The 26,730-nt window shown below is 70.8% G+C and carries 21 protein-coding genes; 15 read left to right on the top strand and 6 right to left on the bottom strand.

Annotated elements, in window-relative coordinates:
- The first annotated feature begins 29 nt into the window (after positions 1-29).
- Complete coding sequence (locus SZ60_RS05215) at positions 30-2,399, top strand: UvrD-helicase domain-containing protein (RefSeq protein ID WP_082059891.1); 2,370 nt, start codon at positions 30-32, stop codon at positions 2,397-2,399.
- Here the strand turns inward: SZ60_RS05215 and SZ60_RS05210 are convergent.
- Positions 2,396-3,259, bottom strand: coding sequence for an FHA domain-containing protein (locus SZ60_RS05210; RefSeq protein ID WP_156155494.1), 864 nt, complete (start codon positions 3,257-3,259; stop codon positions 2,396-2,398). The two genes, SZ60_RS05215 and SZ60_RS05210, sit on opposite strands and share 4 nt — an antisense overlap.
- 102 nt (positions 3,260-3,361) lie before the next feature.
- On the opposite strand from SZ60_RS05210, the gene SZ60_RS05205 reads away from it, so the two are divergent.
- The 6 genes from SZ60_RS05205 (at position 3,362) to SZ60_RS05180 (ending at position 11,689) form a co-directional block, all read left to right on the top strand.
- Complete coding sequence (locus SZ60_RS05205; RefSeq protein WP_043594286.1) at positions 3,362-3,655, top strand: WXG100 family type VII secretion target; 294 nt, start codon at positions 3,362-3,364, stop codon at positions 3,653-3,655.
- An 81-nt stretch (positions 3,656-3,736) separates the two neighbouring features.
- Positions 3,737-4,033, top strand: coding sequence for a hypothetical protein (locus SZ60_RS05200; RefSeq protein ID WP_052505176.1), 297 nt, complete (start codon positions 3,737-3,739; stop codon positions 4,031-4,033).
- Between the two features lie 20 nt (positions 4,034-4,053).
- Positions 4,054-5,295 (top strand): putative T7SS-secreted protein, encoded by a 1,242-nt coding sequence (locus SZ60_RS05195; RefSeq protein WP_156155493.1) that lies wholly within the window; start codon positions 4,054-4,056, stop codon positions 5,293-5,295.
- A 583-nt stretch (positions 5,296-5,878) separates the two neighbouring features.
- Positions 5,879-6,622, top strand: coding sequence for a hypothetical protein (locus SZ60_RS05190; protein ID WP_156155492.1), 744 nt, complete (start codon positions 5,879-5,881; stop codon positions 6,620-6,622).
- Between the two features lie 34 nt (positions 6,623-6,656).
- Entirely contained in the window at positions 6,657-7,259 is a 603-nt protein-coding gene (locus SZ60_RS16355; RefSeq protein WP_052505175.1) for a hypothetical protein, read from the top strand.
- The gene (locus SZ60_RS05180; RefSeq protein WP_043594282.1) at positions 7,256-11,689 is read left to right on the top strand and encodes an FtsK/SpoIIIE domain-containing protein; all 4,434 of its coding nucleotides are present in this window, start codon (positions 7,256-7,258) and stop codon (positions 11,687-11,689) included. Before SZ60_RS16355 ends, SZ60_RS05180 begins: the two co-directional genes overlap by 4 nt.
- A 35-nt stretch (positions 11,690-11,724) precedes the next feature.
- Here SZ60_RS05180 and SZ60_RS16350 read toward each other — a convergent pair whose 3' ends face one another.
- The 3 genes from SZ60_RS16350 to SZ60_RS05165 all read right to left on the bottom strand — a co-directional run bounded on the left by SZ60_RS16350 (position 11,725) and on the right by SZ60_RS05165 (position 14,515).
- Complete coding sequence (locus SZ60_RS16350; protein WP_052505174.1) at positions 11,725-13,671, bottom strand: thioester domain-containing protein; 1,947 nt, start codon at positions 13,669-13,671, stop codon at positions 11,725-11,727.
- 155 nt (positions 13,672-13,826) lie between these two features.
- Positions 13,827-14,060: a hypothetical protein gene (locus tag SZ60_RS05170; protein WP_043594281.1), complete on the bottom strand. Its 234-nt coding sequence runs from the start codon at positions 14,058-14,060 to the stop codon at positions 13,827-13,829.
- 44 nt (positions 14,061-14,104) lie between these two features.
- Complete coding sequence (locus SZ60_RS05165; RefSeq protein ID WP_043594279.1) at positions 14,105-14,515, bottom strand: ester cyclase; 411 nt, start codon at positions 14,513-14,515, stop codon at positions 14,105-14,107.
- A gap of 212 nt (positions 14,516-14,727) precedes the next feature.
- On the opposite strand from SZ60_RS05165, the gene sucC reads away from it, so the two are divergent.
- From sucC to SZ60_RS05125, 8 genes are all read left to right on the top strand, one after another.
- Complete coding sequence (gene sucC / locus SZ60_RS05160; protein ID WP_043594277.1) at positions 14,728-15,891, top strand: ADP-forming succinate--CoA ligase subunit beta; 1,164 nt, start codon at positions 14,728-14,730, stop codon at positions 15,889-15,891.
- 15 nt (positions 15,892-15,906) lie between these two features.
- Positions 15,907-16,794 (top strand): succinate--CoA ligase subunit alpha, encoded by an 888-nt coding sequence (gene sucD, locus SZ60_RS05155; protein ID WP_043594275.1) that lies wholly within the window; start codon positions 15,907-15,909, stop codon positions 16,792-16,794.
- Between the two features lie 209 nt (positions 16,795-17,003).
- Positions 17,004-18,377 carry a DUF6350 family protein gene (locus SZ60_RS05150; RefSeq protein WP_231567054.1) on the top strand — a complete coding sequence of 458 codons (1,374 nt, stop codon included), beginning with the start codon at positions 17,004-17,006 and terminating at the stop codon, positions 18,375-18,377.
- Between the two features lie 67 nt (positions 18,378-18,444).
- Complete coding sequence (gene purN / locus SZ60_RS05145; protein WP_043594273.1) at positions 18,445-19,038, top strand: phosphoribosylglycinamide formyltransferase; 594 nt, start codon at positions 18,445-18,447, stop codon at positions 19,036-19,038.
- Complete coding sequence (gene purH, locus SZ60_RS05140) at positions 19,035-20,699, top strand: bifunctional phosphoribosylaminoimidazolecarboxamide formyltransferase/IMP cyclohydrolase (RefSeq protein ID WP_043594271.1); 1,665 nt, start codon at positions 19,035-19,037, stop codon at positions 20,697-20,699. Before purN ends, purH begins: the two co-directional genes overlap by 4 nt.
- 428 nt (positions 20,700-21,127) lie before the next feature.
- Entirely contained in the window at positions 21,128-22,963 is a 1,836-nt protein-coding gene (locus SZ60_RS05135) for an ABC transporter ATP-binding protein (RefSeq protein ID WP_043594270.1), read from the top strand.
- The gene (locus tag SZ60_RS05130) at positions 22,960-24,885 is read left to right on the top strand and encodes an ABC transporter ATP-binding protein (protein ID WP_082059890.1); all 1,926 of its coding nucleotides are present in this window, start codon (positions 22,960-22,962) and stop codon (positions 24,883-24,885) included. Before SZ60_RS05135 ends, SZ60_RS05130 begins: the two co-directional genes overlap by 4 nt.
- 57 nt (positions 24,886-24,942) lie before the next feature.
- Positions 24,943-25,731, top strand: coding sequence for a GNAT family N-acetyltransferase (locus SZ60_RS05125; RefSeq protein WP_043594268.1), 789 nt, complete (start codon positions 24,943-24,945; stop codon positions 25,729-25,731).
- A gap of 108 nt (positions 25,732-25,839) precedes the next feature.
- Here the strand turns inward: SZ60_RS05125 and SZ60_RS05120 are convergent, their stop codons facing one another.
- Positions 25,840-26,220, bottom strand: coding sequence for an MGMT family protein (locus tag SZ60_RS05120; RefSeq protein ID WP_082059889.1), 381 nt, complete (start codon positions 26,218-26,220; stop codon positions 25,840-25,842).
- Between the two features lie 25 nt (positions 26,221-26,245).
- The gene (locus SZ60_RS05115; RefSeq protein ID WP_043594266.1) at positions 26,246-26,716 is read right to left on the bottom strand and encodes an N-acetyltransferase; all 471 of its coding nucleotides are present in this window, start codon (positions 26,714-26,716) and stop codon (positions 26,246-26,248) included.
- Between the last annotated feature and the right edge of the window lie 14 nt (positions 26,717-26,730).

Here is a 26,730-nt window from a genome sequence, read left to right as displayed (position 1 = left end):
CTGACGCTGCCGGCGGTTCCGGCGACCCCTTGACCGCGGGGCTCAACCCCCAGCAGAAAGAGGCGGTCGAGTACCGCGGGCAGTCGCTGCTGATCGTGGCCGGTGCCGGCTCGGGCAAGACCAGTGTGCTGACCCGCCGCATCGCGGGCCTGCTGGCGACGCGCGAGGCGTGGCCCAGTCAGATCCTCGCCATCACCTTCACCAACAAGGCCGCGGCCGAGATGCGCGAGCGCGTGGCGCACCTCGTCGGCCAGGCCGGCGAGGGCATGTGGATCAGCACGTTCCACTCGGCGTGCGTGCGCATCCTGCGGCGCGAGGCCGAGCAGTTCGGCTTCACCAAGAGCTTCACGATCTACGACTCGGCCGACTCGAGGGCGCTGCTCAAGCGCATCCTGAAAGAGCTCGACGCCGATCAGCTCGGGCTCACCGTCAGCATGGCGTCGGGCAAGATCTCCAAGCTCAAGAACGAGCTCAGCGACGTCGAGTCGTACTCGCGCCAGATCAACATGAACGACCCGCAAGAGGTCATGTTCCTCGAGGTCTTCCGGCAGTACACCCGCGAGCTGCAGCGGGCGAACGCCTTCGACTTCGACGACCTCATCGCCCAGACCGTCTACCTGTTCCGCGCCTTTCCTCACGTCGCGGCGCAGTACCAGCGGCGGTTCCGGCACATCCTGGTCGACGAGTACCAAGACACCAACCACGCGCAGTACTCGCTCATCCGCGAGCTGACCCGGCCGGTGCAGGCCGACCTCGTCGACGAGCTCGAGAGGGGCGGCCAGTTCGTCCAGTCGATGCGTGACGGCAGCGGCGGCATCCCCGGGGCGTCGCTCACCGTGGTGGGCGACTCCGACCAGTCGATCTACGCGTTCCGGGGCGCCGACATCCGCAACATCGTCGAGTTCGAGCGCGATTTCCCGAACTCGAAGGTCATCCTGCTCGAGCAGAACTACCGCTCGACCCAGAACATCCTCGACGCCGCCAACGCGGTCATCTCGAACAACTTCGACCGTCAGGCCAAGAACCTCTTCACCACGGTCGGTGCCGGCAGCAAGATCGTCGGGTTCACCGGCTACACCGGTCACGACGAGGCCCAGTTCGTCGCGGACGAGATCGCGGCGCTGCACGAGTCCGGCACCGACTACAAAGACATGGCCGTCTTCTACCGGACCAACTCGCAGACGCGTGCGCTCGAAGAGATCTTCATCCGGTCGGCGATCCCGTACCGCGTGCTCGGCGGCACGAAGTTCTACGAGCGTGCCGAGATCAAGGACGCCATGGCGTACCTGATCACCGTCGCCAACCCGGCCGACCCGCTAGCCCTGCGACGCATCATGAACGTGCCCAAGCGCGGCATCGGTCCGGCGACCGAGACCGCGATGCAGCGCTGGGCCGACACGAACGAGGCGCCGCTGCGTGACGCGATGCGCAACGCCGACCAGCTCGGCCTCGGGCCGAAGGTCACCGGTGCGATCACGGGCTTGGCGAAGCTGCTCGACGACGTGCAGGCCACGGCGGCGACCGCGCCCGTCCACGAGATCCTGTCGGCCCTGATCGCGGGCAGCGGCCTGGTCGAGGTGCTGCGGGCGTCGCGTGACCCGCAAGACGAGGCCCGCGCCGAGAACATCGACGAGCTCGTCGCGGTGACGAAAGAGTTCCAGAAGAACAACCCCGACGGCACGCTGCTCGACTTCCTCACCGAGGTCACGCTGGTCGCGGCCGCCGACGACCTCGACGACACGAGCGGCACGGTGTCGCTGATGACCCTGCACACCGCCAAGGGGCTCGAGTACGAGGCGGTGTTCCTCACCGGCGTCGAAGAAGACCTGTTGCCGCACCGCATGTCGGCGAACGAGCCCGGCGGTCCGTCCGAAGAGCGACGACTGTTCTACGTCGGCATCACGCGTGCGCGACAGCGGCTGTTCCTGTCGCTCGCGATGACGCGGGCGCAGTTCGGCGAGGTCAACGTGGCGATGCCGTCGCGGTACCTGCAAGAGATCCCCGTCGAGCTCATCGACTGGAAGCAGTCGCCCGGCATGGCCACCAGCCGTGGGGGCACGCAGCCGCGGGCACTCAATGCCCGTCGCGAGGGCGGCGACGGCAACCGCGGTGCGACACCGCGGGCGTCGGGCGGTTACGGTTCGGGCAGCTACGACCGGGCCACGGCGGCGGCGAAGACCAAGCCGAAGACCGAGTGGGCCAACCGGGTCACGGGTACCGTCCGCGACAACGGCGACATGGAGCTCGAGGCAGGCGACCGCATCTCCCACGTCGACTTCGGCGAGGGTCGCGTCATGGCCGTCACCGGCATCGGCGCCCGCCGCATCGCCGAGGTGCTCTTCGACGGCGCCGGCCGCAAGAAACTGCTGATCAAGGTCGCGCCGATCGAGAAGATCTAGCGTCCTTCCGCGTTCTCGCGAGAGGTCGTGTCGTGTGTCCTGGAAGGCAGGAGGGCGTCGGTCGTGTCGCTCTCGGGTCGGTGCCGGACGACCGTCACGCTGTGGTCGCCGATCGACAGCAGCGATCCGACCCGGGCGCGCGCCGGGGTGTGAGCCTCGAGTTCGATGGCCTCGCCGGTGGTCGCCACGAGGGTCGTGCCGTTGCCCGAACCGAGGTCGGTGACCCAGACGGCCGCGTCGGTACCGATCACGATCGAGACATGGTGGCGAGACAGCGAACGGCCGACGTCGTCGAGGGCCACGACGTCGGCGTCGGGCGGCGGGGGCAGGGGGCGGTCGGTTCGACGCCCGACGACGATCGCGCGCCGTGTGACGGGGACGACGCTCTCGTCCGGCAGCCGCAGGCCGTAGTACCGAGGACGCAGCGTCGTCGCCTCGAGATCGGGAACGGATGGCACCGCGTCATCGCCGGCCGGCTGTTCGGAGGCTGACTGCCTCGGGGTGGTGGCGGGAGGCCGCGGGGCGTGAGGGATCGGGGCGGCGAGGGGCGCGAAGGACGCGATGGGCGCGGGGGGTGCGAGGGGCGCGGGGGGTGCGGCGGCGGACGGTGCCGTGCTCTCCGGGATGACGGGGGCGTGCTGCGCCGACCCGCTTCGATGCTCCTCGACGACGAACCCCGAGGAGGCGCGGGTCGGCGGGGGAGGGGACGTCACGATCGGCGCGGGCGGCTGGAGGGGCAGGGTGGTGATGCGCGAGAGCAGCCCTGCGGCGCGTTGCTCACGAATCGTCTCGGCGGTGATCACCGGCGGCGGCGTCGGGTGGTGCTCGCGCCTCCTGGGCTTGTCCTTCTTGCGACGCATGTCGACTCCGATCTGTGGAGAACCGTTACGCAAACTATCAGGCATGACATATTGGTCAGGTCCGACCGACCGGTCGGCATCTCACAAGAAGGGGATCACCTCATGGCCAATGTCACCGTCACCTACGACGACCTGCGTACGCAGGCCACCCAGCTGCGGAACGGGCAGCGCGCGATCGAAGACCAACTGGGCCAGATGAAGTCGCAGATCGACAACCTCGTCGGCTCGGGCTACGTGACCGACAAGTCGTCGAAGGCGTTCGACGCGACGTACACCGAGTTCACGACCGGGGCCTCGAAGACGATCTCGGCGGTCGAGAGCATGGCGACGTTCCTCGAGAACGCGGCCAGCACCCTCGAGGGTGCCGACCAGCAGCTCGCCAGCAGCCTGGGCTGACCGACCGCACCGTAGGACGGCCGGGGCGGGTCGCGACGAGACGCGACGCGCTCCGGTCTCCCGGAACGAGGGGAGGACCTCATGGCTCGAACGAGCCTGACAATCGACGGTGCGGGTCTCGAGGCGTTGCTCGCCGACCTGACCACCGTGAAGACCGAGTTCGAGTCGGGCGACTCCTCGGCGTCGGCCACGGCCGAGGCCTGCGGTCACGCCGGGCTGGCGGCGAAGGTCACGTCGTTCGCGACGAACTGGAACGACCGGCGGGCGAAGCTCGCCGAGCAGATCACCGAGCTGGGCGAGGCGTTATCGACGATCGACAAGACCTTCACCGAGGTCGACGGAGAACTCGAAGGCGTCCTGATCGGGGGCGACGAGTGACGGCCGGCACGCTCGCCGGGGTGGCGGCCGACTCCCTGGTGGGGGTACCGGGTGACCCGGTGCTGCTGAACTCCATGGCGAGCCACTACGAGTCCGTGGCGGCCTCGATCCGAGGGGCGGCAGCGAAGCTGCGATCGCTCGAGACGGGGTCATCGTCAAGCGACGCCCTCGATGCGTTCGTGGTCAAGGCCGAGGAGGTCTCCGCGAGCCTCGGCAAGGCCGAGGGGCGATACGGCGAGACAGGGTCCGCGCTCAAGGCGTACGCGTCCGAATTGTCGCTGGCCCAAGAGGCGGCCGCCCCGGCCCTGGCGAACCACCGCGACGCCGTGGACGACCTCGCCGCAGCCGAGAAGCTGGTCGAGCGGTACGAGCACTTCGCGCTCGTGGCCACCGACGAGGTGACGAAGCAGGAGCACCTCGACCAGGCTGCCGCGCAACGCACGAAAGCCGAGGAGGCGCGGGGCCGGGTCTCCCTCTACGCGCGCCGCCTCACCGACGCGCACACGTCCGTCGAGACCGCCGCGACGGCTGCCATCGCCAGGATCGACGACGCCACCGACGACGGCCTCGCCGACACCCTCTGGGACGACCTCGGGGGCGCGTGGGACGCCGGCTTCGCCGCCTTCCAGAAGTGGATGGAGGAGAACGACTCGTGGATCAGCACGCTGCTGGACGTCTTGACTGTCGTCGGGGTGGGGCTGGCAGCCATCGCTCTCCTCATACCAGGAGTCAACATATTGGCCGCCATCGTTGTCCTCGCCTCCTTTGCCATCACGGCAGCTCGAGCGACCGCAGGGACAGGTACCTGGACCGACGTCGCCCTTGCCGGCCTCTCAGCCGTGACTATGGGGCTCGGAGGTCTTGCCGTGGGTTCGGCTCGCGGCATGATGGCGGGACTTGCTCGGACGAGAGCGAATCACCTGGTTTCGCAGGGTTACTCGAAGGGGCTCGCCTTCGGGTCCGTGAGCAGGAGCTGGCAGCGCGCGCGCCCCGGGTTAGGTGACTGGTCGCTCGTCAAGGGGTTGGGCGACGCCGACGTCGGCCGCATGCTTCATTTCATGAGGGTCAGTCGGCCAGGTGCACTGGCTGATGATGCTTCCGAAGTCGCACGTGTGATGTTCCGCCTCAACGTGGCACGGGGGTTACAAACCTTCGACCACTTGCGCGGGTTGAGCGACGCGACGCAGCTGGGCATGAAGCAGGTGCAGGAATCCCAGGGCTCGCAGAGCACATGGCGTATGTCGCCGGGCGCTCAATTCTGATGGCGGGCCGACGAGTCGCAGTGGTGTTGCCGCGTCAGCGACTAGAGGGGCTCCTGCCCGTCATCGCTGGGGCCCTGGCAATCACGCCGGCTGTCTATTCGCAGGTGATGCGCCTCACCCTAGGTCTCATCGCCATTCCGCAGGGCGGCAATCTCCGCGTGAACCCTGCAGGCAGATCCCTTTTCGAAGCGGGACAGAATTGGCCCCCCGCTCCCTGGCCTAGTTTTCCCTTCTGGGTTTCGGCAATAGGGCTGGCTCTCGTTGCTGTCCATCTCCTAGGACGAGGCGGCTTCGATGTCCCCTACACCATGCATCCATGGGTTTTGGCGTTCTGGTGCGGGCTCAGCGCTGGATACGCCTGGGTCTTCGGAGATCTCTTCAGAAGGTCCGCAGACTGGCCGCGCGATTCGGCTTTCGCCGTCGGTCTATTCCTCGCGGAGTCCGTCGTCTTCACCTGTTTGGGAATCATCTTTCTGCAGCGAAAGAGAAAAGACGGACGCGAGAAAACACGGGCTCGTGCAGAGGCGCCCCTCGCCGAAAATCGGCAGTCGTGTTCAGCCAGCAGGAACCCCGGGGACGAGTCATGAGCGGCCCGGGGTACGTGGGGCGGACGGCCGGGACGGTGGCGGCGTCGTATTCGATCGTCGTGCCTCCGGGGTTCGTCCGGGTTCCGGGTGGGATGGATGCGCCGGACGCAGCGGCGTTCGTCGCCGTACAGCTGGGGGAGCAGCCTGATCTCGGGACCGAGGCGATGGTCGACGACTGGCGGCTGCGGTTCGGGTCGGCGCTGGCGAGCGCGCTCGCGGCGGATGCGAACGGCCGCGTGCTCGACTCGTACCTCAGTGCGGGCCCGCTGCCCGGAACCGACATCGTGTGCTCGATCGTCGTCGCGTCTTTGCCCGTCACCCGGTCCGAGCACGCCGACCTCGACCGGCTGCTGCTGCGACGGGTCGCCACCCACGGCGCGGCTCCGATCGTCCTCGCCGGCGATCCCGCCGTCGTCTGGGACGACCCCGCAGCAGAGGCCCCGCCACAGGGCTCCCTTGCCGCACCCGACGAGGCCGCCGACCTGACACCGCTCCGCCGTCGGACCGTCCTGGCACGCGTCGCCGGCCACGACGACCGACTGCTCACCCTCGTCCTCACCATCGGGTCCGCGCAGGCGGGTGCCACCGCCTCGGGCGAGTCCGCGACAGAAACAGAACCGGACGCCGACGCGCGCGCCCGCATCGTCGATGCCCTCACCGACGTCTTCGACGCCATGCTCAGCACCTTCCGCTGGCGTGACGCCGAGGGACGCCTCGTCATCGACCGGCCCCTCGCCTGAACCCCCTCGACTGCCACAGAAAGCGACCTGCACCATGACCCAGACCGATAGCGACGCCACCACCGATTTCGACATCCTCATCGGGCACGACCCCGAGACCTGGGTGGCCCTTCCGACCTCCTGGCCGCATGACGGCCACCGCGCGCCGCGATCGTGGATCAAGGCGACCGTGCGCACCGTGGCCGATCGGTCCGAGGTGTCGACCCGCGCCTCCCGGTCCTGGCTGACGGAGGTGCTCTCGGCCCTCGCGCGCTGGTCGCCCGAGGACGAACGCCGGTACCTGTACCTGCCGGACATCGCGACCCCTCCGTCGCTGCTGCGCGTCCAGTACGGGTTCGTCGAGGGTGATCGTGATGTCGCCCTCCGGGCCATGGTCTTCGACAGCGACGTGGCCGCGGTCGAGCCTCCCGTCGTCGAGCAGGTCGAGGCGAGTGGTCTCGGGCAGGGGCTCCGAGGCGTGCGGTACGCGGCCGTCGAGGGCGACGCCGACCTCCACGCCACGCTCGTCTACGCCTTCCGGGCCGAGCCGTACGACCTCCGCGTCACCTGCCAGGTCGGCGGGCCGGATGGCGTCCTCGGCATGATCGACGAAGTCGACGTGTTCGTGGACGGCATCAGCGTGGTGCCCGCCGCGTGAGGCTGTGCGTCACCGTCCTGCACGTCCCGACGGGCCAGCGGGCCGACTGCTCGCTCCTCGTCGATCCGGACACCACCGTCGACGCCGTGGCGCGGCACCTCGCGTCGTCACTCGGTCACGCGCGGCACGCCCTGACCGACGAGCCCGCGAGCATCACCGTCGACGGTGTCCCGGTCGATCCGACCGCACGCCTCAGCTCGGGCGTCCTGCTCGACGGTGCCGTCCTCGGCCTCGGCGGCCCAGCCGTGCACCTCCGCCTTCCCGGCGACCTGCCCACCATCCGCATCATCGGAGGCCGCGGTGCCGGGACGATCCACGTCGTCGACGTCGGGCTCGTGCACCTCGGCAGCGGTCCGGACGCGGGCGTGAGACTGGACGACGCGCGGGTGCCGCCGATCGTCGCGACGATCGAACTCGACGGCGCCGGGCGCTTCACGCTGACCCCCACGGCCGATGCCTTCCCCGAGTCCGACGACGAGGCTCGCGGGCCACTCGTGCTCGTCGACCGCGTTCCGGTCCGAGGTGCGGCCGCCGTGGACGAACACTGCGTCATCACCATCGGCGACACCCTCCTCGCCGTCGCGCCGGCCGGGCACCCGTCCGCCGCGATCACCGTGAGCGAAGGCGGAGGCACCCTCGACCACGCACGCCCCCCGCGCCTCCTGCCGGAGCCGCCGACCACGACGTTCCGGTTCCCCGCCGAACCCCAACAGGGGACGAAACGGCCCCTGCCGATCGTCGCGGCGCTCGCTCCGATGCTGATGGCCGTCGTCATGGTCACCGTCTTCGGGAACGTCGCCTTCCTCGCCTTCGGGCTCATGTCGCCGGTGGTCATGATGGGCAACTACCTCTACGACAAGCGCAACGGCAAGGTCTCGCACCGGCAGCGGCTCGCCGACCACCAGGCCACGAAGGAGGCGGTGGCGGCGGATGCCGAGAGCGCCGTGCGGCAGCTGCAGCGCGAGTTGCGACACCTCAGCCCCGACGCCGCGACCGTGCTCGACATCGCCGCCCGGCGTCGTTCGCGGTTGTGGGAACGCCGTCGTGACGATCCGGACCACCTGCGCGTCAGGATCGGTACCGCGGATCTGCCGTCGGGTGTCACCATCGAGGACCCGGCCGAACTCGAGCACCGTCGGACCGTCGCCCGCCCTGCCGTCGACGTGCCCGTCACCGTCGATCTGGCCGACCACGGGGTCGTCGGGGTGGCAGGCCGATCCGAACACGCGAGACCTCTCGTCGCGTGGATGCTGGCTCAGCTCGCCGTCGCCCAGAGCCCCCGCGACGTGCGGTTAGTCGTCCTGACCGAACACGCTGCGGGCGACGACTGGTCGTGGCTGGCCCACGTCCCCCATGCCCGTCCGGAGAACGGTCGGCCGGCCACCGTCTGGGTGGGGAACGACGCCGAGACCGTCGCGCGTCGGATCGCCGAGCTGGGGGCCGAGATCGACGCCCGCCAGCGGGCGGTGCGGGAATCGCGGGGGACGCTCCGTGCGGCGACCGACATCGTGCTCGTCGTCGACGGTGCGCGGCGGCTGCGGGCACTGCCCGGGCTCGTCCGCGTCCTGCGCGAAGGGCCCTCCGTCGGCGTGTACGCGGTGTGCGTCGACCTCGAACGACGGTCCCTTCCCGAGGAATGCGTCGCCGTCGTCACCTGCGGCCCCACGCGGCACTCCCTCGACGTCCACCGCACCGCCGACGTGCGCGAGGTCAAGGCCGACCTGGTGCCCGCCGGCTGGTTCGAGGCCGTCGCACGGGCCGTCGCCCCGCTGGTCGACGTCGACGACGGTGGCGGAACGGGCGGACTCCCGGCCCGATCGCGACTGCTCGACGTGCTGCAGCTCGAACCGCCCACTCCCGAGGCCGTGCTCGACCGGTGGGCTCGCACGGGCCCCACGACCGAGGTCGTCATCGGAGAGAGCCTCGACGGGCCGTTCTCGTTCGACCTCCGCCGGGACGGCCCCCACGGTCTCGTGGCCGGCACGACCGGGTCCGGCAAGTCCGAGTTGCTCCAGAGCATGGTCGCGGCGCTCGCCGCCGCCAACACCCCCGAGTCGATGACCTTCGTCCTCGTCGACTACAAGGGCGGTGCCGCGTTCCGGGACTTCGCGCCACTGCCCCACACCGTCGGAATGGTCACCGACCTCGACACGCACCTCGTGGAACGGGCGTTGCACTCGCTCGGGGCCGAGCTCCGACGCCGCGAGCACCTCCTCGCCGATGTCGGGGCGAAGGACCTCGAGGACTACGTGGAGGGCGCGGTCGGCGACGCCGAAAGGCCTCCGTTGCCGCGCCTCCTGATCGTCATCGACGAGTTCGCGAGCATGGTCCGAGAGCTGCCGGACTTCGTGACCGGCCTCGTCAACATCGCCCAGCGCGGGCGTTCTCTCGGAATCCACCTCGTGCTCGCGACGCAACGTCCCACGGGCGTCGTCACGGGCGACATCCGGGCGAACACGAACCTGAGGATCGCCCTGCGCGTGACCGATGCAGGCGAGAGCAGCGACGTGATCGACGCGGGTGACGCGGCCGGCATCTCCAAGTCCACACCGGGCCGCGCCTTCGTCCGACTGGGTGCGAGCGCGCTCGTCCCGTTCCAGGCCGGCCGTGTCGGTGGCCGACGTCCGGGGGTGGTCGCCGACGTCGTGCCCGAGGTGTGGTCGAGTTCGCTCGGCTGGCACGAACTCGGGCGGGTCGTGGCCGAGCCGCCGCCACGAGCGTCGACCGAGTCCGTCGGGCGTACCGACCTGGTCGAGCTCGTCGACGCGCTCGCCTCCGCCTCCGCTCGTCTCGGTATCCCTCGCCCGCACCGTCCCTGGCTCGACGCCTTGCCGGACAGGCTCGTCCTCGACGACCTCGCAGAACCCCCGGGAGGCCGCGACGCCGACGCATGCGTCGAGGGAGACGTGCCCTTGCTGGCCTTCGGCAGGCAGGACTTCCCGGCCGAGCAGCATCAGGCCCCGGCCGCGCTCGATCTGCAGACCTTGGGTCATCTCTTCGTCGTCGGTGCCCCCCGCACGGGACGCTCGCAGGTGCTGCGCACCGTCGCGGCCTCCCTCGCCGACCGCACGAGCTGCGCCGACGTCCACCTCTTCGGCATCGACTGCGGCAGTGGTGCCCTGCTGCCGCTCGAGAGCCTTCCGCACGTCGGAGCCGTCGTCCAGCGGACCCAGCTCGACCGGGTCCGACGCCTGCTGACGAAGCTCGTCGACGAGATCTACCGGCGGCAGCAGGTGCTCGCGGCAGGAGGCCACGCGGGGGTGGTCGAGCAGCGGCGAACGGCTCCCGAGATCGACCGGCTGCCGCACCTCGTCGTCATGATCGACCGGTGGGAAGGGTTCACCGGCACCTTCGCCGAGATCGAGCACGGCAAGCTCGTCGACCAGGTGGGGTTGCTGCTGCGTGAGGGCGCCGCAGCCGGTGTCCACGTGCTCGTCACGGGTGACCGTCAACTCGTCGCCGGCCGACTCGCGGCCCTCGTCGACGACAAGCTGCTCCTGCGTCTGACCGACCGGGCCGACTACGCCCTCGCCGGACTGAACGCACGAGCACTTCCCGACGTCCTGCCCCCGGGGCGGGGCTTCACCGCCGAGACCTCCATCGAGACGCAGGTCGCCTTGATCGATGCCGAGGCGACGGGGCAGGCGCAGGCCGAGGCCCTGCGACGACGTGGGGCCGAGGCGGTTCACCGAGACCGTCAGGTTCCTGCCGCCCGTCGGCCCTTCCGCGTCGACGAACTGGCGGGCCCCATCTCGTTCGACGATGCCTGGTCCCGCCGAGGAGCGGCTGATCCGGCGAGCGTCTTCGCCTTGATCGGCGTCGGTGGCGACGACCTCGTGCCGTGGGGTCCCGACCTCGCCGACGGCCCCGGCAGCTACGTTGTGACGGGCCCCCCGAAGAGCGGGCGCAGCACCGTCCTGGCAGCTGTCGTCCGGTCGCTCGCGGCCCAGAGCATCGGAGTGGTCGTCGTCGCCCCACGGCGATCGCCGCTGCGGGCGCTCGAGGGGTTGCCCGGCGTGGTCGCGGTGATCACCACCCGGACCGTCGAGGAGGCCCTCCTCGCGCCCTTCTTCGCAGACGTCGACGGCCCTCGCGTGCTCGTCATCGACGACGGCGAACACCTCAAGGACTGCCCCGCGGCCGAGTGGCTCGCGGAGTTCCTCCGGTCGTGCCCCGACACCGGTCGAGCGCTCGTCGTGGCCGGGACGACCGGCGAGGTCTTGGCGGGGTGGGCCGGCTGGCAGGTCGACGTGAGGAACAACCGGTGCGGCGCCGTGCTCAGTCCACAGCTGCCCAACGAAGGTGACCAGGTGGGGCTCCGGCTGACGAAGTCCGACCTCGCCGACCGGCCGACGCCAGGGTTCGCCCTCGTGGACGACGGCAGCGGTCGAGCCGTCCGGGTGCAGGTGCCGTTCGATCGGGCCGGATGAGCCCGGACCGACTCGCGGCACCCGCACCCGGGGGTTCATCGCGTCTCGCTCAGCCCGAAGGACGACAGCGCCTCGGCATCGACCGCGAGGGAGGCTGCATCCGAGCCCTCAACGAGGCGGCGCCTCCGCACGTGGCAGGCACTCGCCGCGGCCGCGGCCACGAGCACGAAGCCGGTCCCGACGATTCCGAGGGCGACGAGGAGCGCCTGCCCGCCACCCTCCGAACCGGTGAAGGCCAGCCCTGCCGGGGGAGCCGGGGTCTCGGCCGGGGCCGGCTGCCGTACCGTCGCCATCTCGCTCCGGTAGACGGTCGTGTCGGCGAAGGCCGGCACGACCTGGCTTCCGTCATCGACGACAGCCGACCCCTCCGACGAGAACAGGAAGACGTACGTGCCGGGTCGCTCGAGGGCGATGCATGGTGTGGCGTACGTGCCGTCCTCGCCGATGGTCACCGTCTCGCGAGCCACGACGAGGTCCGGGTCGAGACGGTCGATCGGACCGAGGTCGCTTCCCACGACGGGGGCCTCGGCGAACGGTCCGACGAGCACCGACTCGACGTCGACCCCACCCGGCACGTCGGGGTGCAGGTCGACGACGGTGAGCTCGTCGCTGACGCAGGCACCCGGGTCGATCTCGGCGTCGGACACCACGGTCGAGATGGTCGGCGTCCAGGGCACGAAGGTCGTCTCGGTCGCCACCCCGAACGGTGACCGCCAGGAACCCACGCGGTCACGCCCGGCCTCGACCGGCGTGTCCGTGGGATCGATGCTCTCGACCCAGGTGTAGTACCCGCCACCGGGCAGTTCGCAGCCCGGCGTCGAGTAGGTTCCCGGGCCGTCGAGCACGTCGAGGGCGACCTCGCAGACCGACGGAGCGTCGTCCGGCCACTCGTCCGCCGTCGTCACGGGGGCAAGGAAGGGGCCCAGCAGCCGGCTGCGCACCGTGACCGGGACGGGGCGCCAGGTGCCGGCGTCGTCGTATCGTCCCCACTCGGACAGGAGCCCGTCACCGGGCCGCACGCCGAGCGTCACCTGGTCGGTGACGATCGTGCCGGCCTCGGCCACGGTGTCGCTGGTGATCGTCGACACCGTCGGCTGGAACGGCAGCGGTGACAGCTGCTCGACACTCGCGGCTTCGGAAGCGGACGCCGCGACCCCGCCCGAGAAGAGGATCATCTGCGAGCCGGCGGGGCTGTTCCCCACCGTGGTCACCCGTCCGTACGGCAGGTCGACGAACTCGACCGAGGCGGTCACGGTGAGCTGGGCGGCGTCACCGGTGGCGGCGACGGGCACGCTCTCGCCGTTGCGGACGAGGGCCGTGGTCGAACCGTCCGCGAACACGGCTCCGTCCAGGGTGACCGTGCCCGCATGCGTGGGCTCGAGGGTCGTCGGCCCACCCGTCACGCGGTCGACCGTGAGGTCGGGGCGGATGAGCCCCGTGCCGTCGTCCGAGAGCTCGACGATGATCGATGCGGCGACCGACTTCGACGCGGCGGACGAGGCCTCGGCGAGCATCTGGTTCGCGCGTTCGAGCACGATCGGCCAGCGCTCGTTGGCCCGGCCGGCGTAGTACCGCTGCGTGTGGCCGTTCAGGCCGGTGATGGTCCAGACCGCGAGCTGTCCTGCGGCGGCCGTGTCGGCGTCGGTCGTGCCGCCCCAGGTGCGGGCGATGTACGCGAGGCGCGCATGGTCGTCGGTCGAGACGCCTATCACGTCGCCACCCGTGGTCGTGTCGTAGTGGTTGCCGACGGGCGATCTCTTGCCGGCTTCGAGGCAGAACGCCTGGGTGCCGTCGTCGAGTCGGTACGTGCCGAGCCACGAGGCGTTGTCGCCGCGCCAGAGGTGGCCCGGGCCGAGTCCCGTGCCGGTGACGGCGGCGGCCGGGGCGTGGCCGAGCAGCCCGACGGCGACGGAGAACAACAGGGCGAGGGCGAGCGCGAGGCGCCGTCTGGGGGGCCCGAGGGCCTTCGTTGATGAGGTCATGCACCGACGATCGGGCAGCGGCCCCGGCTGCCGAGGCCGGCACCGCGCCTCCTGTGCACGGCTCCCGCCGACGCAGGCCGGGGGAGGAGCCGTGACACGACGACGCCCCCGCCGCGAGCTGCGGCGGGGGCGTCGTCAGACGGGGGTGATCGAGGTCACTCGGTCTCGTCGAGGTCGATGTCGTCGCCTTCGAGGTCGTTCGGGGCGTACTCGGGCGAACCCTCGCGGGGCGCACCGCCGGTCGGGCCGTCGTTGCCCTCTCCGACGCCGGGGAAGACCGTCTCGCCGGCGACGGCGTCGTTGGTCGCGATCTGCTCGGACTCGGCGAATTCGTCGGCCTGGTCGTAGGGCTGGTCACCCGACGCTGCGGGGGTGTTGGTGTCGCTCATGATGCGTCCTCTCGAGAGTGGTGCGGGGTGGTGGGGGGAGCGGTTCAGGCCAGGCCGAGCTGTTGCTTCATGCCGGCTTCGTCGGTGGCGCCCCAGCGCTCGACGAGCAGGCCGTCCTCGTCGAACCGGCCGACCTGGATGCCGCGCACGGTGAACGTCTTGCCCGTGGGCTCGGCACCCTGGAACGTGCCGGTGTGCGTGCCCGAGATCGTGAAGACGGCGGTGACGTTCTCGTCGTCGGCGACGAGGGTCTCGACCGCGAGGTCGGCGTCGGGGAAGGCCGCGAAGAAGTCGGTCCAGAAGGCCTGGATGCCCGCGAGGCCGGCGGGAGCGTCGGGGGCCGGGTCGTGATCGACGACGTCGGCGTGGAAGCCCTCGCCGAGACGGTCGATCTCGCGGGCGGTCAGGATCTCGCCGAGGCGTTCCTGCGTGGCGAGGTTCTTCTCTTTCGACATGCGTGTCTCCGTCTTCTCGTTCTGTCGGGGTGTCTCTCGTCTACTCCCCAGGCGACGGCAGGCCCCCGATGCTCACAGCAGACGCGACGCTCGGCGTACCCCTCGGGTCGCCCGCTAGGCTGACCGCTGGCCCATTGTCTTCATGTCGAGATGGCTCGATGTCGAGACGGATCATGGTGAGACGACGCAGCGATGCGGATTGGAAGAACAGCGTGGATCTTTTCGAGTACCAGGCCAGAGACCTGTTCGAGCAGTACGGCGTGCCCGTGTTGCCGGGCATCGTGGCCGACACCCCCGAGGAGGCGCGAGCGGCGTCCGAGAAGCTGGGTGGCGTCACCGTCGTGAAGGCCCAGGTCAAGGTCGGCGGTCGCGGCAAGGCCGGCGGCGTCAAGGTGGCGAAGACCCCCGACGACGCCGAGGCCGCGGCGAAGGACATCCTCGGGCTCGACATCAAGGGCCACGTCGTCAAGCGCGTGATGATCGCGGGCGGCGCCCAGATCGCCCGCGAGTTCTACTTCTCGGTGCTGCTCGACCGCGCCAACCGCTCGTACCTCTCGCTCTGCAGCGTCGAGGGCGGCATGGAGATCGAGCAGCTCGCCGTCGAGAAGCCCGACGCGCTCGCCCGCATCGAGGTCGACCCCCGCGCGGGCATCGACCTGGCGAAGGCCACCGAGATCGCGAAGGCCGGCGGGTTCCCCGACGAGCTGATCGACAAGGTCGCCCCCGTGCTGGTGAAGCTCTACGCCGTCTACGAGGGCGAGGACGCGACGCTCGTCGAGGTCAACCCGCTCGTGCTCACCGAGCAGGGCGACATCGTCGCCCTCGACGGCAAGGTCTCGATCGACGAGAACGCCGAGTTCCGTCACCCCGGTCACGCCGAACTCGAGGACGCCGACGCGGCGGACCCGCTCGAGGCGAAGGCCAAGGCCGCCGGCCTCAACTACGTGAAGCTCGACGGCGAGGTCGGCATCATCGGCAACGGTGCAGGGCTCGTCATGTCGACGCTCGACGTCGTCGCCTACGCCGGCGAGGCGCACGGCGGCGTGAAGCCCGCCAACTTCCTCGACATCGGCGGCGGAGCGAGCGCCGAGGTCATGGCGGCGGGGCTCGACGTGATCCTGGGCGACGCCCAGGTCAAGAGCGTCTTCGTCAACGTCTTCGGCGGCATCACCGCCTGCGACGCCGTCGCCAACGGCATCGTCGCCGCGCTCGGCATCCTCGGCGACGCGGCCACCAAGCCGCTCGTCGTGCGCCTCGACGGCAACAACGTCGACGAGGGTCGACGCATCCTGGCGGAGGCGGCGCACCCGCTGGTCACCGTCGTCGCGACCATGGACGAGGCTGCCGACAAGGCCGCCGAGCTGGCTTCGAAGTAAGGACTGCACAGAACAATGTCGATCTTCCTCAACAAGGACAGCAAGGTCATCGTCCAGGGCATCACCGGCGGCGAGGGCACCAAGCACACGGCCCTCATGCTCAAGGCCGGCACGCAGGTCGTGGGTGGCGTCAACGCCCGCAAGGCCGGCACGACCGTCACCCACGGTGACGTCGAGCTGCCCGTCTTCGGCACCGTGACCGAGGCCGTCGCCGAGACCGGCGCGGACGTCTCGATCGTCTTCGTGCCGCCGGCGTTCGCCAAGGACGCCGTCGTCGAGGCCATCGAGGCCGAGGTGCCGCTCGTCGTCGTCATCACCGAGGGCATCCCGGTGCAGGACAGCGCCGAGTTCTGGGCGCTCGCCAAGGCCAAGGGCGGAACGACCCGCATCATCGGCCCGAACTGCCCCGGCATCATCACGCCCGGCGAGTCGCTGGTCGGCATCACGCCCGCCTCGATCTCGGGCTCGGGCCCCATCGGGCTCGTCTCGAAGTCGGGCACCCTGACGTACCAGATGATGTTCGAGCTGCGCGACCTCGGCTTCTCGACCGCCATCGGCATCGGCGGCGACCCGGTCATCGGCACGACCCACATCGACGCCCTCGAGGCGTTCGAGGCCGACCCCGACACCAAGGCGATCGTCATGATCGGCGAGATCGGCGGCGACGCCGAAGAGCGTGCCGCCGACTACATCAAGGCACACGTCACTAAGCCCGTCGTCGGCTACGTCGCGGGCTTCACCGCCCCCGAGGGCAAGACGATGGGCCACGCCGGAGCGATCGTGTCCGGCTCGGCCGGCACCGCGCAGGCCAAGAAAGAGGCGCTCGAGGCCGCCGGCGTCAAGGTCGGCAAGACGCCGAGCGAGACCGCGGCGCTGCTCCGCGAGGTCTACGCCTCCCTGTAAGAGCCGACCCGCGCCTCCTCGACGGGCGTGTTCGTCACGGCCGGTCGTCCTCGGACGCCCGGTCACGACGGACACGCCCGTCGTCGTGCGCGCGCCCCTGCGTGCGTGCGTGCGTGCGGGGGGGAGCGGTGCCGGTGCCGAGCGGCGTCGTCGTCGCGGGCGGCGGGGCAGCAGGCCGGCCCCGGTCGGCACCGGTACAGTCGCTCGCGATGAACCGCCCAGTCACCGCTCTCTTCTCCGCGCTCGAAGCCCTGCTCGTCGTGGCCATCGGCGTCGGCATCCCCCTCGTCGTGCTGACCTCGCTCTGGGCGTTCCAGTACGGCCTGCAGATCGACTGGGTCGTCTTCTGGCGCGCAGCCGTCGACTCGTGGCTCGTCGGGCACGGCGCCGACCTGACCGTCCAGCTCAGCGCGGACGCGGCCGCGGCGACCGGCATCCCCGGAGCGGACGCCCCCATCGTCGTCTCGATCGCCGCGCTCGGCTTCGCCCTCCTCACGGTGTTGATGGGCATCCGTGCCGGCCGCGCCGCCGCCGAGACGGCCCACCGTGTGACCGGCGTGCTCGTCACCATCGGCACCTTCGCCCTGTTGTCCCTCGCCCTGGCGGCCTCCGCGCAGCACGAGCTCGCACGCCCGTCGTTGTGGCAGGGCACGCTGCTGCCCGCGCTCGTCTACGCCGTGCCCGTCGTGGCCATGGCCGAGGTGACGCGTCGTCGTCGGGGCGAGTCCGCCGACCCGGTCACCGGTGCCGTCATCGGTCTGCTGTCACGACTGCCCGGGCAGGTGACCGGCATCGCGGCCGCCGGGTTGCGTCTCGGCGCCGTGGCCGCGTCGACCGTGCTCGCCGCGTCGTCCGTGATCGTCTCGGTGCTGATCGTGGCGAACTACGCCGAGATCATCACCCTGTACGAAGGCGCGCACGGCGGGTTCCTCGGCGGGCTCGCGCTGACGATCGGGCAGCTCGCCCTGCTCCCCGACGTCGTCGTCTGGGCGGCGTCGTGGCTGGTCGGCCCCGGCTTCGCCATCGGCACCGGGTCGTCGATCTCGCCCCTGGGCACCGCCGTCGGCCCGATGCCCGCGATCCCCTTCCTCGGCGCCCTGCCCACGGCAGACCTGACGTTCGGCTTCGTCGGGCTGCTGGTCCCGGTCGTCGCCGCGTACGTCTGCGCGACGTTGCTGAGGCCGCGGCTGCAGCGCATGCTCGCCGGGCACGGGGTCGACGACCTGGTCCGTCGCCTCGTCGTCGCGGTCGTCGGCGGGCTCGTCGGGGGAGTGCTGCTCGGCCTGCTCGCCTGGGCGGCCTCGGGCTCGGCCGGGCCCGGACGCCTGACCGACGTCGGACCCGACCCGCTGCTGGTCGGCGGGTTCGCGGCGCTCGAGTTCGCCGTCGCCGGCGTGCTGGCGATGGTCGTGAGCCCGCCGAGGTTCGCGGGTGATCGGGCCGTGACGACCAGGGACGGCTCCGATGCGAAGCGGCACGACGACCCGGTCGTCGACGACACCGCGCCGACGGGCCCTGTGCCCGTGACCACCCTGCGGCGCGACGGCGACGACACCGAGCGCATCGAGGGCATCACGCGCTGACGCCGTCGTCCGACGGGCCGCCCCCCACCGCCCCCGGCGCGCACGCCCGGCCCGCTAGGCTTGCCGGGTGCTGAAGCTCGTGGTGCTCATCTCCGGTGGCGGCTCGAACCTCCGGGCGCTGCTCGAGGCCGCGAGCGACGCCGAGTACCCGGCCCGGGTGGTCGCCGTCGGTGCCGACCGCGAGGCCGACGGCTTCGAGCACGCCGAGCACTTCGGGGTGCCGACCTTCTCGGTCGCCTTCTCGAACTTCGCCGACCGTGCCGCCTGGGGTGACGAGCTGCTGGCCCGGATCGAGCAGTGGCAGCCCGACCTCGTGGTGCTCAGCGGGTTCATGCGGCTCGTGCCGCCGCGGGTCGTCGCCGCCCTCGCCCCGAACCTGATCAACACGCACCCCGCCTACCTGCCCGAGTTCCCCGGGGCGCACGGCGTCCGCGACGCCCTCGCGGCCGGGGTCGACCAGACCGGCGCCAGCGTGATCGTCGTCGACGAGGGCGTCGACAGCGGCCCGATCCTCGCGCAACGCCGCATCCCGGTGCTGCCCGGCGACGACGAGTCGTCGCTGCACGACCGCATCAAGGTCGTCGAGCGCGAACTGCTCGTCCAGACCGTGCTCGACATCGCCAACGGAACGACCACCCTCGAACAGGAGCCCACCGCATGAGCGGCCACGCCATCGACCCCAGCCTCTACCGCGACCGTGACGCCGTGCCCGTGCGACGGGCGCTGATCAGCGTCAGCGACAAGACGGGCCTGCTCGACCTGGCCGCCGCCCTGTCGGCCTCCGGCGTCGAGATCGTGTCGACCGGCTCGACCGCCCAGACCATCCGCGACGCCGGCCACGCCGTCACCGACGTCAGCAGCGTCACCGGCTTCCCCGAGTCGCTCGACGGCCGCGTGAAGACCCTGCACCCCGCGGTGCACGCCGGCATCCTCGCCGACCTGCGGCTCGAGTCGCACGAGGCGCAGCTGGCCGAGCTCGACATCGCCGCGTTCGAGCTCGTCGTCGTCAACCTCTACCCGTTCGTCGAGACCGTCGCCTCGGGTGCCGACGTGCCGACCGTCATCGAGAACGTCGACATCGGCGGGCCCGCCATGGTGCGGGCCGCCGCGAAGAACCACGCCAACGTCGCCATCGTGGTCTCGCCGACGAACTACCCGCAGGTCGTGAAGGCGCTCACGCTCGGTGGCACGACCCTGGCCCAACGTCAGCGCCTGGCCGGCGAGGCCTTCGCCCACACGGCGGCGTACGACACGGCAGTCGCGGCGTACTTCGCCGCACACGTGGGTGTGCGCGCCGAGGCCGACGCGTCCGCCGCGGCGACCCGCGCCTCCTCGTCCGTCGTCGACGAGCAGGAGGCGCGGGCCGGCTTCGAGCCCACGGCCACCGTCTCGGCCGACTTGCAGCACACCCTCCGCTACGGCGAGAACTCCCACCAGGCCGCCGCGATCTACGCGACGCCCGGGGCGCACGGCATCGCGCAGGCGACGCAGCTGCACGGCAAAGAGATGTCGTACAACAACTACGTCGACGCGGACGCGGCCCTGCGTGCCGCGTACGACTTCGACGAGCCCGCCGTCGCGATCATCAAGCACGCGAACCCGTGCGGCATCGCCGTCGCCTCGCCCGACGCCGTCGACGCCATCGCCGACGCGCACCAGCGGGCGCACGCCTGCGACCCCGTCTCCGCCTTCGGCGGCGTCATCGCGGCCAACCGCCCGGTGACCCGCGCCATGGCCGAGACCGTCGCGGACATCTTCACCGAGGTCGTCATCGCCCCGGCGTTCGACCCCGAGGCCGTCGAGATCCTCAGCGCGAAGAAGAACATCCGCCTGCTGACCCTGCCTTCCGACTTCACCCGCGACGTCCGCGAGGTCAAGCAGATCTCGGGCGGCCTGCTGGTCCAGGACGCCGATCGGTTCGACGGGTTCACGTCCAACGGCTGGACGCTCGTCGCCGGCGACGAGGCGGACGCCGCGACGCGGGCCGACCTCGAGTTCGCCTGGAAGGCCTCGCGCGCCGTCAAGTCGAACGCCATCCTGCTCGCCTCGGGCGGAGCCTCGATCGGTGTCGGCATGGGCCAGGTCAACCGCGTCGACTCGTGCCACCTGGCCGTCGACCGCGCCGGTGCCCGCGCCACCGGGTCGGTCGCCGCGTCCGACGCGTTCTTCCCGTTCGCCGACGGCCTGCAGGTGCTGCTCGACGCCGGCGTGGCCGCGGTGGTCCAGCCTGGCGGGTCGATCCGCGACGACGAAGTCGTGGCCGCGGCGAAGGCCGCCGGCGTGACCATGTACTTCACGGGCGAGCGCCACTTCTTCCACTAGGTCGTCGTCGACGAGGTCCCGGAGGCGCGGGTCGCGTCGTCCATGATTCCGAACGATTCCGTCTTGCGGCGGAGTCGACGGCACGCATATCCTGTAAGGCTGCTCACAGCCGGTCGGACACGACCGCACGGACGGACGACGACACTCAGGAGGACATGATGACGACGACGACACTGACCACGGTGGGCACGGCCACCGACGGTGCTCGCGTGGGTCGCGCCTCCTCGGCGTCTCCGAGCCCGGCGCCGATCAGCTAGACGAGACGGCCCGCCGCCCACCGGCACCACTCCGACACCTCCGCCCGGCGACGTCCCGGGCGCGACCGCGCGACCATGCGTCCTCCCGGACGGTCGCCGCACCACCTTTCTCCACAACGGGTCACCGCTCTGCGTTGTCGCCTGTGCCAGATCACGACACTTGGATCACCCATGTCTCAGAAGTCCTCGTCCGCCCGTCCGCCCGACACCGCGAAGCGTCCCTCGACGGTGCAGTCGCTCACCCGGCTGTACCCCTACGTCAAGCCGGCCCTGCCCCGCATCGTGCTGGGCATGGTCGCGGCCCTGCTCGCCGCCGTCGTCGCCCTGCTGATCCCCCTCGTCCTGCAGCTGCTCGTCGACGGCCCCCTGTCGAGTGGCGACCGGTCGCAGGTGTGGCCCGCCTTCGCCGTCGTGCTGGGTCTCGGCGTCGCCGAGGCGATCATGATCGGTGCTCGCCGCCGGCTGGTGCTCACACCGAGCACGCACGTCGAGGCGACCATGCGCAACGCCCTGTACGCCAAGCTCCAAGACCTGCCGGTGGCGTTCCACGACCGGTGGCAGAGCGGTCAGCTGCTCAGCCGGTCGGTCAGCGACCTGAGCCTCATCCGTCGCTGGCTCGCGTTCGGCGTCGTGCTGCTCGTGGTCAACGTGCTCACCATCGTCGTCGGATTCGTCGTGCTGTTCTGGTACAGCTGGGTGCTCGGCCTCGTCTTCCTCGTCGCGTCGCTGCCCGTGTTCTTCGTCAGTTTCGCCTTCGAGAAGCGGTACTCGATCGTCGCCCGTCGGTCCCAGGACCAGGTCGGCGACCTGGCGACCAGCGTGGAGGAGAGCGTGCACGGCATCCGGGTCCTCAAGGCCTTCGGTCGTGGCAAGCACTCGTTGCGCGAGTTCGCCAAGCAGGCCGAAGACCTCCGCGGGACCGAGATCGAGAAAGCCAAGGCCATCTCGAAGCTGTGGCTCTGGCTGCTGCTCGTCCCCGACGTGGCCTTCGCGCTGTGTCTGCTGGGCGGCGTCTGGCTCGCCGCCGACGGTCAGCTGACCGTCGGTCAGCTGTTCGCCTTCTTCGCGACCGCGACCGTGCTGCGTTGGCCGGTCGAGTCGATCGGCTTCCTGCTCTCGATGACCTTCGACACCCGCACGGCCGTCGACCGCTACTTCGAGGTGATGGACAGCGAGAACACGGTGACCGACCCCGAGAACCCGTCGACGATCGCCGAGCCCCACGGTCGTCTCGAGTTCAAGGGAACGCACTTCCGCTACCAGGACTCGCCGGCCCAGTTCTCCGACCTCGTCAACGGGGTCGACCTGGTCGTCGAGCCCGGCGAGACGATGGCCCTGGTCGGCCTCACCGGCTCGGGCAAGACCACGCTCCTGTCTCTCGTGTCGCGGCTCTACGACGTGACCGGTGGGCAGGTCCTGATCGACGGCGTCGACGTCCGTGACCTCAGCCGCGAAGAGCTCCGCCGTCACATCGGCATGGCGTTCGAGGACGCGACGCTGTTCAGCGCGTCCGTGCGTGACAACGTGCTGCTCGGCCGCCCCGACCTCGCCGACGACCCCGACGAGGCCGACCGGGTGATGTGCGAGGCCCTCGAGATCGCCCAGGCCGACTTCGTCGAGCGGCTGCCCGAGGGCGTCGACACCCGGGTGGGCGAAGAGGGGCTCAGCCTGTCCGGCGGACAACGCCAGCGTCTCGCCCTGGCGCGGGCCATCGCGGCCCGCCCGGCCGTTCTGGTGCTCGACGACCCGTTGTCGGCCTTGGACGTCGACACCGAGGCCCGCGTCGAGGCCGGACTGAGACGCGTGCTCGCGTCGACGACGTCCCTGATCGTCGCCCACCGACCGTCGACGGTCACCCTGGCCGACCGGGTCGCGCTGCTCGAGAACGGCACGGTCACCGCGGTGGGTCGGCACTCCGACCTCATCGCGAGCAACGAGCACTACCGCTACGTCATCTCGTCGCTCGACGACGACTCCACCACCAGCCGAGAGGAGGTGCTCGCATGACCGACACGACACTCGAGGACGACCGTCCCGACCGTCCGGCGGTCGCCGACGGCCCCGTCGAGCGCGAGGCGCTCGACGGACGAACCCCCGCCGAGAAGCGCGCCGAGCAGGGCTCGACGACGCAGGGCGTCCGCGGCGAGGAGCGCGAGAACTTCACCAAGGACGAGAGCAAGAGGCTGCGCCGTCGTTCGCTGCGCCTCCTCGGCTCGCTCGTTCACCCGCTGCGGTGGCGTCTCGCCCTGATGGGTGTCGTCGTCGTGATCAGCACGGCCTCGCAGGTCGCGGGGCCGGCCCTGATCGCGATCGGCATCGACACCGCCCTGCCGGCCCTGATGGACGACCAGGACTGGGCACCGGCGATCCTCGTCGTGGTCGCCTACCTGGTGACCGGCGTGATCGGTGCGGTGCTGATGGCGCAGTACACGGTGCTGTCGGCGCGCATCAGCCAGGCGATCCTGTTCGACCTGCGCAAGCGGCTGTTCCTGCACACGCAGCGGCTCAGCCTCGAGTTCCACGAGACGTACACGTCGGGCCGCATCATCTCGCGCCAGACGAGCGACCTGGACTCGATCCGCGAGCTGCTCGACTCGGGCATCAACCAGCTCGTGTCGGGCCTGCTGTACATGGTCTTCACCGCCGTCGCCCTGGTCGCGCTCGACCCGCAGAGCGGCCTCGTCCTCGCCGTGGCCCTCGTGCCGCTCGTGGCGTTGACCCGGTGGTTCCAGGTGCGTTCGCAGAAGCTGTTCCGGGCCACCCGCGTCACGAGCGCCCGCGTCATCGTGCACTTCGTCGAGACGATGACGGGCATGCGCGCCGTGCAGGCCTTCCGCAAGGAGGCGCGCAACGAGAAGGAGTACGCCGGTCACGTCGAGGACTACCGGCAGGCCAACTCGAAGGTGTTCACGCTGTTCGGCACCTTCGACCCGGGCCTGGTGCTCATCGGCAACGCGACCCTCGCGGCGGTCGTGCTGTTCGGCGGCTTCCGGGTGATCGACGGCTCGCTCGAGATCGGCGCCCTGCTGGCGGTGGCGCTCTACGCGAAGCGGTTCTTCGACCCGGCCGAAGAGATGGCCATGTTCTACAACGGCTACCAGTCGGCGTCCGCCGCGCTCGAGAAGATCTCGGGCGTGCTCGAGGAGCAGCCCAGCGTGCCCGACCCGACGCGCCCGGTCGACCTGTGGGACGCCAAGGGGCAGGTGCACTTCGACGACGTCGAGTTCGCCTACAACGCCGACACGGTCGTCCTGCCCGGCTTCGACCTCCACGTGCCCGCGGGGCAGACCATCGCCCTCGTCGGGTCGACGGGGGCGGGCAAGTCGACGTTGGCGAAGCTCATCTCGCGCTTCTACGACCCGACGCGCGGAGCGGTGACGCTCGACGGCGTCGACCTGCGCGACCTGCACCCGAAAGACCTCCGCCGGGCGATCGTCATGGTCACGCAAGAGGCGTACCTCTTCTCGGGTTCGGTGGCCGACAACATCTCGCTCGGCAAGCCCGACGCGACGCGTGACGAGATCGAGCGCGCGGCGAAGGCGGTCGGGGCGCACGAGTTCATCCAGGCCCTGCCCGACGGATACGACACCGACGTGAACAAGCGCGGCGGCCGTGTGTCGGCCGGGCAACGCCAGTTGCTCTCGTTCGCCCGGGCGTTCATCGCGGACCCGAGCGTGCTGATCCTGGACGAGGCGACGGCGTCGCTCGACATCCCGTCCGAGCGCATGGTGCAGGAGGCGTTGCAGACCCTGCTCGCCGACCGCACCGCGGTCATCATCGCGCACCGCCTGTCGACGGTCGCGATCGCCGACCGGGTCCTCGTCATGGAGCACGGCAAGATCGTCGAGGACGGCACCCCGGACGACCTGATCGCGGGCACCGGCCGCTTCGCGCAGCTGCACGCCGCCTGGCGTGACTCGCTCGTGTGAGGCGGAGCCCGGACGGCAGGCCCCGCCCGCCGTCCGGGCTCGGCTAGCGTGGCCCCGATGACCGACGCGACGAGCTACCTGCAGGCCTACGACGAGCAACTCCGCACCGACGCCGAGACGCCGAGCGCGCTCGCCGTGACCCGGCACGGTCCGCTGCGGCTCGTCACCTTCGCCGGTGGCCGCGGGTTCGTCACCTACCGTGACCTCGGCGCAGCGGACGCCGAGGCGGTGCGCGCGCTCGTGGCCGCCGCCGTCGAGCACTTCGACGCCGACGCCGAGATCACCCGGGTGGAATGGAAGACGCGGGGGCACGACCGGGCGCCCGGGTTGCACGACGCGCTCGTGGCCTCGGGCTTCGAGCCCGGCGAGCCCGAGTCGATCATGATCGGCCCGCTCACGGCGTTGGCCGGGCTCGGCGACGCGCCCGAGGGAGTGACGGTCCGTCGGGTCACCACCGAGGCGGACGTGCGGGCGATGAGCGCGATGGTCGACGAGGCGTTCGGCGAAGCGGTCGACGCACGGATGGCCGACGCGCTGCTCTCACGACTTGCCCGCGGCGACGGCATGGAGCTCTGGGTCGCCGAGGTCGACGGCCGGATGGTCTGCGGTGGTCGACTCGAACCCGTCCCCGGCACGGACTTCGTCGGCATCTGGGGCGGCGCCACCCTCGAGGCGTATCGTCACCGGGGCATCTACCGGGCGCTGACCGCCGCACGGGCGCGCTCCGCCCTCGCGCAGGGCAAGGCCCTCGTGCACAGCGACTCGACCGACGACTCGCGTCCGATCCTCGAACGGTCGGGCCTGGTCGCCGTGTCGACGACGACCCCGTACGACCGGACGCGCTGAGGCCACCGAGCCACGGCGGGCGAGTCCGGGGGAGTCGGGCGGTCGTGGCCGACCGTCTCCGACGAACCCGCCCGTCCCGGTGATGCCGGTGGTTCGCGGCGCACCCGGTCAGGGACGGTGGGAGGCGCGCTCCAGATCGACGCGGAAGCCACCCGACCGGCTCCACAGCAGAGGCGTGCCCTCGACGCGGTACTGCTCGAGGGCCCGCTGCTCGTGGTCGCGCGGGGCGTGGCCCGAGGCGCGGATCACGCGCCACCAGGGCAGGTCGGCCCCGGCGTACGCCATCACCTGGCCGACGGCGCGGGAGGCCCGCGACCCGAGGGCAGCCGCGACCGATCCGTAGGTCATCACCTGGCCCGGCGGGATCGACTCGACCACGGCGATCACCCGCGAGGCGAAGTCGTCGGGGTGGGGCCCGGAGTCGAGCCCGGGCGCGGGGTCGTCACCGGCCGCGGGGACATCGCCGGGGGTGGACGCGTCCGGCGTCACGACCTCGGCCTCACGTGGTGCCGACTCAGACCTGCGACGACGCCAGCGTCAGCCCCGCGACGTGCTCGCCGTAGGGCGTCTCGCCGATGACCTCGAAGCCGATGTGGTGGAAGAAGTCCTCGGGCCCGTCGTCGCCCGGCTCGTAGATGACGGTGACCCGGTCGAAGCCGCGGCTGCGGGCCTCGTCGGCGAGGGCGTGCACGGCGAACCGTCCGATGCCCCGGCCCTGGGCGTCGGCCTCGACGTTGATGCGCCAGATGCAGCTGCGCAGCGCCTCGTCGTCGGCCTCGGCGTCGAAGTTGCCCATGATGAAGCCGACGACCGTGTCGTCGTCGTCCACGACGACGCGGGGCCAGGCGGTGGTCGGGTTGACGTAGGCCTCGGCGATCGAGTGCGAGACGGGTGCGACGAACTGCTCTTGACCCGGCTTGAGCGTGAGGTTGTTGGCCGCGACGACGGTGGCGGCGGACAGTTCTTCGAGGCGCAGTCCAGACATGGGTTCAGGGTAAC

This window comes from Frigoribacterium sp. MEB024, from assembly GCF_000878135.1.
Lineage (GTDB): Bacteria > Actinomycetota > Actinomycetes > Actinomycetales > Microbacteriaceae > Frigoribacterium.
The sequence above is the reverse complement of the archived record's forward strand: the minus strand, read 5'-3'. Positions and strand labels throughout refer to the sequence as shown.